The organism is Amycolatopsis sp. NPDC004079, assembly GCF_040610415.1.
Taxonomy (GTDB): Bacteria; Actinomycetota; Actinomycetes; order Mycobacteriales; family Pseudonocardiaceae; genus Amycolatopsis; species Amycolatopsis halotolerans.
Genome location: NZ_JBEXMH010000007.1, coordinates 83597 through 96516, shown reverse-complemented (window position 1 = coordinate 96516; position 12920 = coordinate 83597). Strand labels below are relative to the sequence as shown.

Genomic DNA, 12920 nt, shown 5'->3' with positions numbered 1-12920 from the left:
GGACGGTCATGGCGGGCGGGGCGCGAACGGCATGACGCCGGGGCCGGTGCGCCGCAACGCTGTTCGGGTCAACGGGGGCCGGTCTGGCGCGCGGCGGGGAGAGCGGTGTCGCAGTCCTCGCGCTTGATGTCGTGCACTGCCTCTTCGAGGCCGAGCAGAGCCGACTCGAGCCGGGCCATGAGCCCGGGGCGGGGGTGCGGGCGCAGCGCGGGAATGGACAGCAGGATCCACACGGTCGCGGCCGCGGCTACGGCGACCGGGCGGTGGGCGTCGGCGGCGCCGTCCCAGGCCACGGCGGCGGTCGCGGTGCCGTAGCCGGCCCAGAACACGCGGGCGGCCGTGTGGCGGGCGGTCGCGGCGACGAACAGGACGCATCCGAGGATGCCCCAGCCCCATGCGGCTTCGGGGGTTGTGACCGGCAGTCCTGCGAGGTGGGCGTCGAGCCAGGCGGCGATCGGGTCGGTGAACAGGCGCACGGCCTGCCCGTACTGCGGGATGCCGAGCCAGAGCGCTAAGAGAAGACCGGCGGTCGACACGGCGGTGATGAACAGGACGAACATTCCCTCCGAGTCCGTGATGCGGAACCGGTGCACCGCCTTGACGCCGATCCTGGCGTTCTGGCGAACAGCTGCAGTCCAGGCCGGTGCGACGGGTGGCGCTGCGGGTCCCTGTTGTTCACCGGTCTCGGCGGCGCGGTCGGCAGCGGCCTGCGTGGAGGTGTCGTTGGCGTGCACGGGATTCCCTTGTTCGATTATGGCCGTTGGTCAGGTTTGGCGGCGGCGACGATGGCGGGCGACGCGCACGGCACTGGAGCTGAAGCCTTGGTGCAGCGCGATTTCGGTGTCGTTGCGTCCGGCCCGCGCGAGCTGGTCGGCTTCCTCGAGATCCACGTGCCGACGCTCGCGCTTCGGATAGTTCTCGAGTTCTCCGGCGTTGTGGGCCTTGGTGTAGCAGGAGTTGTCCAGGCCGCGGGCTTTCAGCTCGCGATAGTGCCCGCACCGGAGGCAGGTTCCTTTGGCACGCACGGTTTCAACCTCCTCGGGACCCGTGGTGGCAGACAGTTGGCGACGGGACGGGCTACTTGCCGCCAGGCTGGTTGGGCGAGTTGCCGAACCCGAGCAACTGGGCCGTGAAGCAGAGCTTTTGCCCGGTGTTGCCGCACTTTCGGCAGTCTCCGTGGCGCTTGCCGTCCGGCGACGAGCGTTTGTCTTCCGTGCAACCGCTGCAGGTGATGTAGGGCCAGCGCCACGCCAGGTAGACGCGACGGACAACGAACGCGACGCCGGCAACGAAAGCGATGACGACCATCCGGCTGGTCTGGTCGAGCTGGGCGAAGGCAGTAAGCATCGGGGTTCCTCTCGGTCGGGTGTGGGCGGTGGCGGACGCGGGCCGGGTTGCCGAATGGGTGCGGTCGTCGCAGCGATCGCTCGGCGCCCGACAGCTTCGACCGCCGGGCAGGATGCCTGTGGTGACGATCGAAGCCGCGGTGCCGACGCGCTCGTCGTTTACGACGTGACCCGACCAGGAGCCGAGACGCTCTGCACGAGACCGGACGAGTGTTCCCTGTGCTGCGCTGCTTCCGCAGCCGTGTGAGGGGTGCCTAAGAGCCGGGCCGCACAGCCGGAGCGAGGAGGACTGCGCTGCGACGCTCACGACCATTGAACCTCCTGGTCGCCAGGAGCCCGGGAATTGCCCCGGACCGGCGCGGCGAGATCCGGCTACGGAACCTCGGAGTCTCCGTCGGATTGTTCGGCGAGGCGCTTCTTCAGTTTTCGACGTTCCCGTTCGGACAGTCCGCCCCAGATCCCGAAGCGTTCATCGTGGACCAGCGCGTACTCGAGGCAATCGTCCTTGACCTGGCAGCCCAGGCAGATCCGTTTGGCGGGGCGCGTCGATCCGCCTTTGTCGGGGAAGAAGGAGTCCGGGTCGGTCTGGCTGCACAGGCTGCGCTTCCGCCATTCCTCGGGTTGGCCGAATGAGGGCCACTCCCGGGCGACGGCGGCGAGCACCTCGTCCACCGACTGTTCCTCCTGCGGCTCGGAAGCGAGGAGGTCGCCCTCGTGCTCGCGTCGGCGTGCGGTGTCGGGTGTAGCGGGCATGCGGGTTCTCCAATCTGCGTGCTGGGCTCGCTGTCGCGGTGCCCAGCCCGGCCAGGCATTCGCCTGGCCGGGCTGGGCGTGGCTGCGGGATGTTCCTGCCCGCGGTCCTGTGTTACCGGGTCAGTGCAGAGAAGCTTCGTCGGAGCCGCTGCGGATCATGAACAGCACCGATTCCAGTTCCTCCGGCTTGATGAGCACGTCGCGGGCCTTAGATCCTTCGGCCGGGCCGACGATGCCACGGCTTTCCAGCAAGTCCATCAGCCGTGCGGCTTTGCCGAAGCCGATGCGGAGTTTGCGCTGCAGCATCGAGGTGGACCCGAACTGCGACGTGACGATCAGCTCGGCGGCCTGCAGCAGCAGAGCACGGTCCTCGCCGGATTCCGGCTCGATGTCCGGCCCGGGATCGGGCCGGACGGCGGTGACGCCGTCGACGTAGTTCGGCGTCCCCTGCTCCTTGGCGTGCGCGACGGCGGCGTCGACTTCCTGGTCGTCGACGAACGCGCCCTGCACGCGGACGGGCTTGGTCATGCCCGAGGGCAGGTAGAGCGCGTCGCCCATGCCGATCAGCTTCTCCGCGCCCGGCTGGTCGAGGATGACCCGCGAGTCGGTGAGCGAGGAGGTGGCGAACGCGAGCCGCGAGGGCACGTTCGTCTTGATCAGGCCGGTGACGACGTCGACCGACGGCCGCTGGGTCGCGAGCACCAGGTGGATGCCCGCGGCACGGGCCTTCTGGGTGATCCGGACGATCGCGTCCTCGACGTCGCGCGGGGCGGTCATCATCAGGTCGGCGAGCTCGTCGACGATCGCCATGATGTACGGGTACGGCTGGTACTCGCGTTCGCTGCCCGGCGGCGCGGTGATGTCGCCGGAGCGGACCTTGGCGTTGAAGTCGTCGATGTGGCGGACCCGGTTGGCCTGCATGTCCTGGTAGCGCTGCTCCATCTCCTCGACGAGCCAGGCCAGCGCGGCGGCGGCCTTCTTCGGCTGCGTGATGATGGGCGTGATCAGGTGCGGGATGCCCTCGTACGGCGTCAGCTCGACCATCTTCGGGTCGATCAGGATCATCCGCACCTGCTCCGGCCTGGTCCGGAAAAGGATGGACACCAGCAGCGCGTTGACGAAGCTGGACTTGCCTGAGCCGGTTGCCCCGGCCACCAGCAGGTGCGGCATCTTCGTGAGGTTCGCGGTGACGAACTCGCCCTCGACGTCCTGGCCGAGCCCGAACAGCATCGGGTGGTTGTCCTTGACTGCGGACGGCGCGCGCAGCACGTCGCCGAGCCGCACGGGGCGGCGTACGGCGCTGGGGACCTCGATGCCGATCGCGGACTTGCCCGGGATCGGTGCGAGCAGCCGCAGGTTCTCGGTCGCCAGCGCGTAGGCGATGTTCTTGGTCAGCGCGGTGACCTTCTCGACCTTCACGCCGGGACCGAGCGTGATCTCGTGCCGGGTGACGGTCGGGCCGCGGGTGAGGCCGGTGACGTGGGCGTCGACCTCGAATTGGCCGAGGACCTCGTTGATGGCCTCGGACTGCGGGTCGACGCCAGTGTCATCGGCGATGCGAGTACCGCCGGCGTGGGGGTCGGCGATGCCCGCGGCCGGTTCCCGGCGGGGCGGGCCGTCCTCTGCCGACGGCTTCTCTCCTTCCTTGCCCGCTGCGACGGGCCTGGGCTGTTCCGGCACGGCGGTCTCGGACGCGTCGGCCGGGGCCGATGCCGGCGTTGCGGGAGCGCGGTTCACGCCAGGGCCGTCGGTCCCTCCGTTGGTTCCTCCGGCTGTGCCGCCGGGCTGCGGGCGCAGCCGGCTCCGGGCGTCGGTCAGGGACGCCTCCGTCAGCAGCAGCACGCCCAGCGCTGCCGCGCCGAGCAGGAGCGGGACGGCGAGAAATACGCTGACGACGTCGGAGAGACCGCCGCCGATCGCGGTTCCGACCGAGCCCCCCAGGTCTGCGAACACCGCGAACAGACCAGGGATCGCGGCGGCGAGCGCCACCGTGCCGACAACGAGCCGCGGTCGGCGCTCGACGCGTTTCGCGCGCCGCATGAGCGTCAGCGCCGCAGCGACGAGAACGACGGGCAGGGCCAGGCCGGGGATGCCGAGCACGGCGGTGATCCCGGCCGCAGCATCGCCGGACCAGCCCGTGGCCGCGACTACCGCGCCGGCCGCGAGCAGGCCGAGGGCGATGCAGTCGCGCTCGGGCGGGCTGTCGTGCAGCCGTGGTGTGCCGAGCGAGCGGACGAATATCCCGAGGCCGCAGGCCACGCGTTCCCACGCCGACACAGCGGGCACGCTGGGGCTCTGTGGCGCCGGGGCGGGACGGCCGGCGGGCTGCTTCCGCGCGGGCTGCTTCCGCGCGGGCGGGTGTTTCCGGGTGGTCATCGTTGTTCACCGCTCTCGTCGGAGGTCGGCCCCTCGTGCACTGCGCGGCGACGCGCCGGACGGGGTGCGGAAGGCGTGGTTGTCGTGCGGATCCGCGGAATCGGCTCGGCCGTGATTCGGCATCTCCGGGCATTGCTGCGCGGTCGGGAGCCCCTGGACGTCGTTGTTCCCGCAGGGGCTGCGAGCACGCGGACGGCGATGGACGGGCACCGTCGCAGCGCCCGCCCATCGCGGCAGGTGTTCAGTTCAGCAGCGGTCTGGCGCCGCCGGGATCAATCAGACCTTCTGGTCCTCGTCCCGCTTCCGCGACTGCATGACCTGTTCGGCGTAGAGGGCGGTGCGGGCTGTCTCGGCCAGCGCGGTCAGGGCCGCCAACTGGTCGGCGACCAGTGCGTCCTTGCCTTGCTTGTAGAGCTTGTCGTAGATCCGTTCCGCCTTCTGGTGCCAGGACCAGGCGTCCTTCGCGACCTGCTCGGGGGTTCGACGGCCCGCCATGCCGACCATGCTCGATCCTCCCTCGTTGCCGAACTGATCACCGAGGATACGGGACGGCACGGTGATTCCTCCTTATTCCACTGTGTAGCGCCCGTCGGGCAGCTGAGTCGCCTGGTTTTTCGCCACCAGCCGGGCCACCTTCTTCGTCGCGGCCTGGCGGCTCACGCCGAGCGCTTTGCCCAGGTCGGTCAGGTTCTTCGGCTCGTCGGCGAGCGAGTCGTAGGCTCGCTGCTCCTCGACGGTCAGCCCCTCCGGGCTGGTTTCCGTTTCCGTTTCCGTTGCTTCCGATCCGACACCCGTCTCGGATTCGCCTTCGTCGGCCTCGGGCACTGCTTCCTCAGCCTCGGATGCCGCTCGTGCAGCGGCCTCCTTGGCCATTTTGCGTCGCATGGCCGGAGACATCCGGGACGGATCGGGCGCGTGGCCGCCGTGGGGGCTGCCACCGGAGCCCCCCGCGCCGGTTCCGGCCGTCGGGGCTCCGGCCGGCTGCGCCGCCCGGTCGAACCGGGGAAGGAAGGACGCGTCGCCGTCGGCGGCGTCGATCGCGTCCAGCAGGGCCTTTTTGACGGCCCGATCGTCTTCCGCCTTCTCGAACCGCTTGGTGTAGGTCGGCCCGAGGCGCTTCTGCAGCCGTTCGTCCAGCGGGTGCTTCGGCCGCTGGGCCATGAAGCTGCCGAAGTCGGAGGTGTAGCGGGCCTGGAACCGCGTGTGCGGCCGCGCGCCCTTCGGGTTGTATCCGTAGCCGCGGTTGAGCGGCAGCGTGTCAACCGGCTGGCCCGCGTAACCGGGGACCAGGCCGACGTTCTTGGCCGTGTAGGCCAGGATGTACACGTTCACCGAGCACATGCCGTCGCGCAGCACCGTGGCTTTGTTGCCTCGGCCGAACGTGTCCGCCGTGATGGACTGGCTCCCGCCGAGAATGGCGATGCCGTTCTTGCGCATCATGCGGTCCAGATCGGCGAAGTCCTCCCCGAACGTGTTTCCGGTGAGCGGGTTGATCGCCTGGAACGCCCGGTGGCACTCGTCGATCACGACCATGATCGCGGGCCGCTCGCGGGTGTGCTGGAAACCCGGTTCGCCCGCGACGGCTCCCTCGGTCGAGCGAAGCTGGACCGCGCTCCTGACCGCCAGCCACAGGTCGATGAGGTTGCCGTACACCCGAAGGCCGCCGGTCTCGCGGTCGACGCCGTTCAACCCGGAGATCGGCCAGTCCGCTTCGGCCATCAAGGCCGGGGAGGACTGGCCTTCCTGCGGGTCGCAGTACCAGATCTTGACGCCCAGCTCGTCCAGTCCGTCGGAGATCTCCTCCATCAGCCGGGATTTGCCCGAGCCCTTGGAACCGACGATCATGCCGCCGTTCATCGACCCGCGGGGCTTCTCCCCCGCCGCGAGCTGGGCGGGGCTGAGCTGGTCGGCCAGGACGTGGAATCGTTCGGCACCGATGCCGTCTTCGTACGGGCCGATTTCGATGAAGACGTCGCCGCCTTCGCGGATGATCCGCGGACCGGTGTAGGGGTTCTCGATCTCCTCGGTGATCACGGTGATGTCCAGGGTGTACTCGTTGCGGCCCTTGGCGATGCCGAACTGCGCCGCGTCCAGGTCCAGCGCCGCGACGATGTCGGCCTTGGCCCGGCGCACGTTGTCGATCTTCTGTTTGCCTCGGACCAGGTGCAGGTCGAACACCAGGCCGTGGTTGACGGTGTCCCGGTAGCGCAGGACCGAACCGGTCAGCGTGAACGGTGCGACGTAGTCGTCCCAGTCGGCTTCGATCTGCCGGGCGAGTTCGAGCCGCTCGGACGGGCTGTCGCGGTCTGCGCCGTCGTCGCTGTCGTGGGCGAGGTCGCAGTCGTCCTCGTCGAGCAGCGGGTAGGGGTGGCGGTGTTCGCGCCACCACGGCATCGCGGCCAGCGCGGTGCCGCCGACCGCGAGCAGCCACATGCCGGCCTGGCCGGACCCGGTGCCCTGCAGCGGCATGGCGGCGGTCCACGCGCAGCCGATGCCCATCCAGTTGCGCACGCGTTCCTGGTAGCGGGCGGGCACTTTCGCGCCGATCTTCTTGCGCCACGCGGCGTAGGAGACGATCGCCGAAACGCCTCCGGCGACGGCGGCGATCCCCATCGGGTTGGCGGCGTGGGCGCCGTGGTGGGCGAGGAGGTTGGCCGCGGCCCCGGTTCCGGCGTAGGGGGCGGCCAGCAGCCACGGCGTCAGCTGCGCGGAGTTGCGGGTGTGCAGCGAGCGCAGGTCGGCGCGGACTTCCTGGGCCTTCTTGCGCCGCCACGCTTGGCGGTCCTCGATGCGGATCTTCTGCTTGGCTTCGCGGCGGCACCGCTTCCACAGCACTGCGTCCGGGGTGCGGGCCTCCGGGGCGAGTTTCGCCTGGCGCGCGCGGGCAGCGGTGCGGAGCGTTTCGGCGAGGGCGTTGACGCGGTCGGCGCGAGAAGGCACCGGCCCCGGTGCCGCGCCGCCCTCGGTGCCGGGAGCGACCGGCGTGTCGGCGACGGCGGTTCCGGCGTCGAGGTCGGCCGGAACGGCAGGGCCGGGGCCCGGGTGGGTGGTCTTGGTGGTCTTGACGACGCGGTCGCGGATGCCGAGCACAGGAATGTTCCTTTCCGATCGGGGCTGGTCGGTGCCGGGCCGAGCAGCCCACCCGCCGCCCGAACGCCGGTTCGGGCGGCGGAGTGCGGCTCGGAACTGCTCACGCGTTTTCGTAGAACCCGGTCTTGTCGGCGACGCCGTCCTGCTGGTTCGCCTGGACCGTTTCGGCGATGTTCTGCTGCCCGCCGGTGAAGATGCCGTTCAGCTGGTCCGCAGTTCCGCGGCAGTCCTGGACCTGCTCCCTCACCGTGGCAAGCAGCTTGGCGGCGTCCCTCATCGCGCTTGCGGCCACGCGGTACTTCTCGGCCAGCGTGTTCTCGTGCTTGATGACGGCGGTGCCCTCCTTGTAGCCGGCGGTTCCCAGGCTGGAGACGGCGTTCTCGTGTTCGATGGCCTGGGCCTCCAGCGATGCCGCGTCGTCTTCCAGCGAGTTCTGGGTGGTTTCCAGCCCATTCGCGGTGGTTTCGGCCCATTGCACGCCCTCGGCGGCGTGCGAGGCGGCGCTTTCCAGGCTGGTGATCTCAGTGGTGACAGGGTTGGACACTGCGGTTTTCCTTTCGTGTGCTGCGTTTGCCGGGGCGAGAGCGGCTTCGCGACGCGCCGCTGCCGCGCGTGCGAATTCGCGGCTTGTTTTCAAGGCGTGCTCGTTGGGCTCGAACCCGTTGTCGAGCAGGTGCTGCCGGGCTTCTTGGTCGAGGTCCCAGGCCGTTTCGCCGGTATCCGATACGGCGGTGCGGCCGTGTTCAAGGCCGAATTTGAGCAATGCGGCGCGCACTTCGACCGGGAGCTGCGCCCAGTCCCCTACCTTCATGTTTCCTTTACCGGGGTTCTCCCGCGTCGCGTCCAGGAAGTCGCACACCTGCTCGCGCTGTTTGTCCGTGAGGTCGCGCCCGGTGTCCCCGTGCATTGCCCGTTTGAGCGCGGTGGCGGCGTTCGGCTTGGGCTCGTCCAGTTTGAACGGGTCCGCGCCCCCCGGATGTCCCCACTTCAGCTGCTCCTGCATCTCCAGGTAGGGCTTGAACAGTTCGGCGGAGGACAGGGGTTTGGCCTCGCGGTCGCGGGCTTGGGCGTCGCGGACCGCGTCGCACCAGTCGCGCAAGTCACGGCCGTCCGGCCTCTGGCACTGACGAGTGGCCTCGCGGCCGACTGCGGGGTGTGCTTCGGCGTACTGGCGCAGCTCTTGGTAGTCGCTGGGCAGATCGTCGAGTCCGGTCCAGGGCTTCGGCGCGCTGCTGTCGGGATCCGCGTTGTCGGTCGCGGCTCCGCGCGCCGGATCCGCGGCCGGTTCGCCATCCAGTCCCGCACGCCGGTGGGCCTCGGGGTCGAAGCCGGGATCGACGCTGATCCCGTTGCGGCTGGCCGCCGCCAACAGGCCGGCCCGCGCTTCCACGGGCAACGCCCTCCAGGCCGCATCGCTCACGTCCGGCCTGGTCCCGGCGGACAGCTGCTGATGGAGGTGCTCGACCAGGCTTCGCTGCTCGTCGGTCATCTCGCTCTCCGGCCGGGGCCGGGGAGCGACGTCCTCGGAACCGGGACGCACGGTGACCAGGTTCGTCACGCCGCTGCCCGTTCCGCCGCTGCGGGCGGGCAGCCCGGCTGCCGTCTCGCGTCCGGCTGCGACGAGAGCGTCGGCCTCTGCGTCGCGCCGCTGGTTTTCCGCGTGCGCCTGGCGTTCGCGGACCGCTGCGGGGATGCCGCGGATTGCGCCGACTGTGGTGCCTCCCCACGCGCACAGCTTGGAGATCGCGGCTTCCTTTGCTGCGATGCGCCGCTTGTGTTTCTCGATGTTCGCCGGTTCCTTTTCCCGCAGGTGTTCCATGCGGGCGGCGTGCTTCTGGTCGGCTTTGACGGCCGCCGCTGCGCCGTACATGCGCAGCCGGCGACGGAAATAGCCGTTCGTGTCGTCGGGTTCTTCGCCGCGGGAGGCGCGGTTGCGCTGGTGGGCCTGCCAGCGTTCGTGGCTGGGGGGCGTATGACCGGTCTTGGCGGCGGCGTAGTCGACGGCGGCGCCGCCGGCGGCCTTCACCAGAAGGATCGCGCCGAGGATGGCGATCAGGAGAACTTCCATGCCGGGCTCCTTTCTGCGTCAGGGGCGTAAGGGACTGTGGGCGTGTGTCGGCCGGGACTCGAACCCGGCAGCCACGCCCGGCGCCGTGCCCCGCATCAAGGGACCGGGCGGCGCCGGGCGGGTGACCATGACGCTTGCGACACGCAGGGCGGTCACCGGCATCAGCCGATGCTGGAGATCAGATGGGTGGCCCACCCCTGGACGAGGTGGATCTTGGCCAGCAGCGCTGACGCGATCGGCGTGACCGAGATCGCCGCCAGGACCGGCAGCGCCCAGATCGCGGTGTTCGCGGTGCGGTCGGGAATGTGGTCCCACAGGTCGGCGATGGCACCGATGGCGAGGCCGATCAGCGCCACGGTCGCGACCACGGACACGACGTGGGAGCCGCCGCCGAAAAATCCGATCAGAATGCCGATGGCCCATTTGAGGATCCCGCCGAGCACTTCTGTCGGCGATCCGAGGCCCCAGGGCAACGGCGCGATCAGCAGCGTCCATGCCCCGACGATCAGAAAGAGCACCGGGACGAACCAGCCGTACTTGCCGATGTTCTGGTGCTTGTTGACGATTTTGGTGTGCCATAGGCGGCGCGCGAGGAAGAAGGCGCCAGCCGTCACCCATATCAGCATGGGATGGGTCCTTTCTTTGTGCGGCAAGGGAAACGACGGGCTGAGGCGCCCAGGGCCGCCGCACCCCTCGGCCCGCGCAGGGGAGGGGTGTGGCGGCGAGTGCGGCTCAGCCGGTCGCTTCCCAAGCGATGTGGAACAGCCACAGCAGCCCGTGCAGCAGGAACCGGGTCGGCGGGAACAGCGCGGCCAGCACGATCAGCACGATCGCCACGCCGAGCCGTGTCGGGTGATCGACGATCCATTCCTCCGTGCGGACCCTGATCTTGTTCGCGGCGGCGAACATCCCGTAGCCGGCAGCGATTCGGCGGGACAGGCCCGCCTCCGGAGCCTGGGATCCGCGCAGTCCGTGGTGCAGGATCTCCTTTACCGACGGCTGCCGGTCGGTGTAGAGGCCCGACTGCGGCGCGAACGTCGCCTTCGCCCGAGCCAGGAGCCCCGGGCCTGCGTCGACGTCCGGGGCCTCGACCGTACCGTCGCCCGGAGCGGTGTCCGGGCCGGTAAGCGGTGGCATGTCGTCGGTGACTGTCGGGATTTCCATGGTGGTTTCGGCAGCGGTCTCGACCGGGGGGACTGCGCGCAGGTGACGGGCCTGCTCCGCGGGCTCGGTCTGCGGCGGAGCGACCGTCCCGGTCACGGCCGGGGTTGTCGGGTTGGGGTCGGGCAGGGCGGACATGCGCCACCTCCTTCCAGGGGATAGCGGAAACGGGTTGCGCCGGGCCGGGCGGCCCGGGCGCGCGTTCGTCGGGACGGGGAGTTCAGGCTCTACGGCGCTTTCTGCCGCGCTGTCGCAGCGCGGGATCGCTCTGGGCCAGCAGCAGCGCTTTGCGGTCCTTCGCAATCCGGTGCCGCCGGGCTGCGGTCTTGCGGTAGCGCTTCTGGCCTGCCGTCAGCGGCACGCCGTCGGCGTAGATGCGGTCGCCCATCGCCAGCAGCGCCGCCACTGCCGCCTGCGCGGCGGCGGGATCGGGTTGGTATTTCGCCGCCGCGGACTTCACGTAGTCCAATGCCAGCGCGGTCTGTTTCACCGGGTCCGAGGTGCGGGCGATCCGCTCCCGCGCGAATGCGCGGGATCCGTTGCGGCGCTTGCGCCGCACTTCCGGCGCGTCTTCGGAGCCGTCTCCGGCCGGGCGGTGGTCGCGGACCTTGCGGACCTTCCCGGGCTCGGCGACGACCGCGCGCGCCGTGCCGACAGTGCGGGTGTGACCGCCCACGTGCAGTCCACCTCCAATGCTTGCTCTGCGGGGACTCGGGATCAACCCGGCGCTCCCGCAGCACCGTTGTGCGTTTGCGATGCAGCGGGAACGCCGAGCGGTGGGAGGCGCGGGGTGTTGCTCAGTGCGAGCCGTTGTCCTGGGCTCGTTCTTCCGGGGTTTTCCGTTCGTTGATCCACGACCGCAGCGTCGAGATCGCCGGAACCTTGTCGTACCCGTCGTCGATGAGGTGCTTCCTCATCGCGGTCGGTCCGGGGTGGCCTCGACGCTGCGACTCTTCGTAGGCTTTCTCCGCGGTGAGCACCTTTGTCGCGGGCGCTTTGCCTTGCGCGGCCTTCGGTTTCGCTTTGGGCTCGGCCGGGCGAGTCGGCGCCGAAGGTGAGGCGCTCTGCGGAAGCGGGCGTTCCCGCACGGTCCCTGCGGCCGCGGAGTGTCGACCCGCGCGTTCGGCGACGTCGCGTGCCTGTTGTTCGCGCTGCTCGGCGAGTTTCTGTTCGCGACGCTGGTCGGCGAACGTTTTCAGCGCGGTGCTGAAGGCGTGCACGAAGTAGGCCAGCAGCAGCGGGATCAGCACTGCGGCGACGGTGCCGGTCCAGTTCCACTCGGCCGGCAGGCCGAGCGCGGGCCCGCCGCGGATGTCGTGGCCGACGAGGTTGAACAGCACGCTGGCGGCGAGCGTCACGATCAGCACCTGGTGTCCGATCGCCCGGTACATGCGGTTCGTGGAAATCGCGCCCATGAACGTTCCGCCGATCGCGCCGACGTCGATGATCAACGGGAACAGTGCCGCGAGCCTGGCTCCCCAGCCGTAGTGGCTGGCTGCGGCGTACATCATGTCGAAGCTGAGCGCGAACGCCAGCCCGGCCACGATCAGCGTCATCAGGCAGATCGCGGCGAATGCGCCGCCGGTGACCGGTTCTTCGTTCGCGGTCTGTCGCTCCCCTGCCGACTCGCGGCGGGCGGCGGCGCGGGCGTCGATCCAGCCGACCACCGCGTCCCGCACCGTACGCTGCGGCGATGCGGGCGGCTCGTCGCTAGCGCTCCCCTTCTTGCCCTTGCGATCTTCGGGACGGTCTTCGAGGCGGTCGTGCTCCGTGCCCTCATCGTCGGCTCGGGAGGCGTGCGTCCCGTTCGCGGCAGGCGGGGTCGACGCCGCCGGCGGGTCCTGCCTCGTCGGCTGGGGAAGCGGAGGAAGGCGGGGAGGGTCCGAAATCGGTTTCGGGAGTTGCGGGCGGTCGACGACGTCGATCGGCACCGTGGTGTCCTCGGCCGCTTCCGGCACCCACACTCCGCTGTTCAGTTGCCGGGTGACCACGCCCAGGTCCACGTTGTTCTCGTGGTTCCGGGGGACGGCTGACATGGGATGGCTCCTCGTTCGGTGTCGTCAGCGCCCCGGCGGGTCTGGGCAGCACTCACGTCTCGGGGTAGGCGCGGCCGTTGCGCGATTCCC

At 69.9% G+C, this 12920-nt stretch carries 12 protein-coding genes; all 12 read right to left on the bottom strand.

Annotated features, from left to right (window positions below):
* Positions 1-68 precede the first annotated feature (68 nt).
* Positions 69-734 carry a hypothetical protein gene (locus tag ABZX37_RS10260; protein WP_354737986.1) on the bottom strand — a complete coding sequence of 222 codons (666 nt, stop codon included), beginning with the start codon at positions 732-734 and terminating at the stop codon, positions 69-71.
* Between the two features lie 30 nt (positions 735-764).
* Positions 765-1025, bottom strand: a complete 261-nt coding sequence (locus tag ABZX37_RS10255; RefSeq protein ID WP_354737985.1) for a hypothetical protein — start codon at positions 1023-1025, stop codon at positions 765-767.
* A 52-nt stretch (positions 1026-1077) separates the two neighbouring features.
* Positions 1078-1347, bottom strand: coding sequence for a hypothetical protein (locus tag ABZX37_RS10250; protein ID WP_354737983.1), 270 nt, complete (start codon positions 1345-1347; stop codon positions 1078-1080).
* Positions 1348-1718: 371 nt separating this feature from the next.
* The gene (locus tag ABZX37_RS10245; RefSeq protein ID WP_354737981.1) at positions 1719-2099 is read right to left on the bottom strand and encodes a WhiB family transcriptional regulator; all 381 of its coding nucleotides are present in this window, start codon (positions 2097-2099) and stop codon (positions 1719-1721) included.
* 120 nt (positions 2100-2219) lie between these two features.
* On the bottom strand, positions 2220-4475 hold the full coding sequence (locus tag ABZX37_RS10240) for a DNA translocase FtsK (RefSeq protein WP_354737979.1): 2256 nt from the start codon (positions 4473-4475) through the stop codon (positions 2220-2222).
* A gap of 276 nt (positions 4476-4751) precedes the next feature.
* On the bottom strand, positions 4752-5030 hold the full coding sequence (locus ABZX37_RS10235) for a hypothetical protein (RefSeq protein ID WP_354737977.1): 279 nt from the start codon (positions 5028-5030) through the stop codon (positions 4752-4754).
* Positions 5031-5042: 12 nt separating this feature from the next.
* Positions 5043-7565, bottom strand: coding sequence for a hypothetical protein (locus tag ABZX37_RS10230; protein WP_354737975.1), 2523 nt, complete (start codon positions 7563-7565; stop codon positions 5043-5045).
* Between the two features lie 100 nt (positions 7566-7665).
* Positions 7666-9633: a hypothetical protein gene (locus ABZX37_RS10225; protein WP_354737973.1), complete on the bottom strand. Its 1968-nt coding sequence runs from the start codon at positions 9631-9633 to the stop codon at positions 7666-7668.
* 161 nt (positions 9634-9794) lie between these two features.
* Complete coding sequence (locus ABZX37_RS10220; RefSeq protein WP_354737971.1) at positions 9795-10259, bottom strand: hypothetical protein; 465 nt, start codon at positions 10257-10259, stop codon at positions 9795-9797.
* Positions 10260-10365: 106 nt separating this feature from the next.
* Positions 10366-10932: a hypothetical protein gene (locus ABZX37_RS10215; RefSeq protein WP_354737969.1), complete on the bottom strand. Its 567-nt coding sequence runs from the start codon at positions 10930-10932 to the stop codon at positions 10366-10368.
* A gap of 82 nt (positions 10933-11014) precedes the next feature.
* Entirely contained in the window at positions 11015-11470 is a 456-nt protein-coding gene (locus tag ABZX37_RS10210) for a hypothetical protein (protein WP_354737967.1), read from the bottom strand.
* Positions 11471-11591: 121 nt separating this feature from the next.
* Entirely contained in the window at positions 11592-12830 is a 1239-nt protein-coding gene (locus tag ABZX37_RS10205) for a DUF2637 domain-containing protein (RefSeq protein WP_354737965.1), read from the bottom strand.
* Positions 12831-12920 lie beyond the last annotated feature (90 nt).